Source organism: Rhodoferax sp. (assembly GCF_010365055.1).
Taxonomy (GTDB): Bacteria; Pseudomonadota; Gammaproteobacteria; order Burkholderiales; family Burkholderiaceae_C; genus Rhodoferax.
In genome coordinates, this window is sequence record NZ_JAAFHA010000188.1 from 1 (window position 1) to 1977 (window position 1977).

General features: G+C 51.6%; 3 protein-coding genes. All 3 read left to right on the plus strand.

All coding sequences use genetic code 11. The annotated features are described in order from the left end of the window. Nucleotides 1–393 precede the first annotated feature (393 nt). The 3 genes from GZ093_RS20800 to GZ093_RS20810 all read left to right on the plus strand — a co-directional run bounded on the left by GZ093_RS20800 (nt 394) and on the right by GZ093_RS20810 (nt 1809). On the plus strand, nt 394–822 hold the full coding sequence (locus GZ093_RS20800; protein WP_296489640.1) for a BON domain-containing protein: 429 nt from the start codon (nt 394–396) through the stop codon (nt 820–822). Nucleotides 823–861: 39 nt separating this feature from the next. Continuing rightward, the gene (locus GZ093_RS20805; RefSeq protein ID WP_296489642.1) at nt 862–1386 is read left to right on the plus strand and encodes a hypothetical protein; all 525 of its coding nucleotides are present in this window, start codon (nt 862–864) and stop codon (nt 1384–1386) included. A gap of 72 nt (nt 1387–1458) precedes the next feature. Then, nucleotides 1459–1809, plus strand: a complete 351-nt coding sequence (locus tag GZ093_RS20810) for a hypothetical protein (RefSeq protein WP_296489643.1) — start codon at nt 1459–1461, stop codon at nt 1807–1809. Nucleotides 1810–1977 lie beyond the last annotated feature (168 nt).

A 1977-nucleotide genomic window follows, 5' to 3' on the forward strand; every position in this document is an offset into this window, starting at 1 on the left:
AAAATCTATCTAACCATGAAGCCCTGAGCGCTGCAAATCACCAACACCCAAAACTAAATTTCGGAAATTTACAGAAAAGAAGTTGCTTTATCTCGCCCACTTCGATGAACGGGCACTTCGACTGAGCGTGTTCATTCTTTTCCGTGCGTTTCCGTAGGCATATTCGCAGGAAATTGGTACGTGTGAGTTATCGCACAGACGACGTGGAATTGCCTGCCTATTATCGATCGCAGTCGGCATATCAGGCGGAAGTTTCACACCCTGAGCTGGCTAGCGTACTTTTCTATCACACAAGGAAATTCTTATGCATGACACTGAAAAAATCCTGGATGGCAGTGCCAACCCAGAGTCCCTCACCAGGGCGCTCGGCGCCCAACCACTTGGAGGAAGACGATGAGAACCGCAGCAAAACTAATGACTTGGACGATTGCATTGGGTTGCGCGAGCGTATTCGCCGCAGATTACCCCAGCACCACAAAATTACCTGCTTCTACAGCCTCTGTTGCAAAGGGGCAAAAATCAACCAATGCCGACAACACCGACATCAATGAACGGGATAAGGGCGGCGCGACGAAGACACCGCAGGACCAAACCAACCAAGCGCCAGATCGCAAACTGCTGGCGGCCATTCGCCGTGCCGTCGTGGGTGATAAATCACTATCGACTAAGGCCCACAACATCAAAATCATGGTCCAAGGTGGCGGCGTCACCATGCGCGGACCAGTCAATAGTGCAGACGAGAAAGCCAAAATCGAGGCACTGGCAAAAGGAGTGCACGGCGTGACGAAGGTTGACAACCAGTTGGATATCAAGACGCAATAACTTATTCTCTTATTCACTTATTTACTGAAGGAATTCAAAATGAAAACCGCTGTTTTTTGTATTGCCAAGGATCGCAACCAGGCAGAGATGATTGTTGACAGCTTGAAGGCTGCTGGGTTTGCCAACACAGATATTTCGGTGCTGTTGCCCGATAAGTCGGGAACGCGTGATTTTGCGCACGAACAAAACACCAAGTTGCCTGAAGGTGCAACCACTGGCGTCGTCACAGGCATGGGCACGGGCGCCATTCTTGGCTGGTTGGCCGGCATTGGCAGCTTGGCCATTCCGGGTGTGGGGCCGTTTATCGCAGCAGGGCCCATCATGGCTGCGCTGGGTGGCGCCGCTGTTGGGGGTGCTACCGGCGGTGTTATTGGTGCCTTGGTGGGCATGGGGATTCCCGAATATGAAGCCAAACGGTACGACGGCAAGATCAGCAGCGGTAACGCACTCATCTCGGTGCATACCGATGATTCCAATCAAATAAAAGCTGCCAAGGAAATTTATGAACGTTCGGGCGCTGAGGACATCAAGTCAACGACTGAGACCTCTGTCCCAGGCAGGTGACAGCTTGACGTATGTCATCGCGACTGGTTCCCCGCAGCGGGAAATGATCTCTTAACTTATCAAGGAAATATTGTGGAAACATACCCTAATAATTTGACAGCAAACTCGCAAGCCATGGGAAAGACTGTCACCCGCATAGGCAATGCCTCCGCGGAGGCACATCACACGATTGACAAAGTTTCAGAAGCGACCGGTCCCGCAGTCGACAGCGTAACCACCGGCGCACATCAAGTGGTTGACAAGCTGGCAGGCGTTGCAACAAACGCGGCGGAAACGATTGGAGCAAAAAGCGAGCAGTTGAAACTGGCTCAAAACCGGATGACCGGAACTGCCCGCGATTATGTTCGTGAAAATCCCTTGACATCGGTCGGGATAGCGGTCGCAGGGGGTTTTTTGCTGGGTCGACTATTTAATTCGCGTTGAGAGGCGTGCTTTCCGGGCGGCATCTGGTAACAGGTATGTCGCCTGGACATGGAGCTTTTGATGCTTCCTCATTTGGCTCTTCGTTAATTTCACTGTGAATTTTTCCTCACGCCCAACCCAAATCCAACTTGCCGCAATGAAACAGAATCCTTGCCCGGTAGTTGGTGA

Bases quoted from the DNA above. Each gene is read 5' to 3' on its own strand.
- GZ093_RS20800 (WP_296489640.1), top strand. From the start codon at position 394: ATGAGAACCGCAGCAAAACTAATGACTTGGACGATTGCATTGGGTTGC.
- GZ093_RS20805 (WP_296489642.1), top strand. From the start codon at position 862: ATGAAAACCGCTGTTTTTTGTATTGCCAAGGATCGCAACCAGGCAGAG.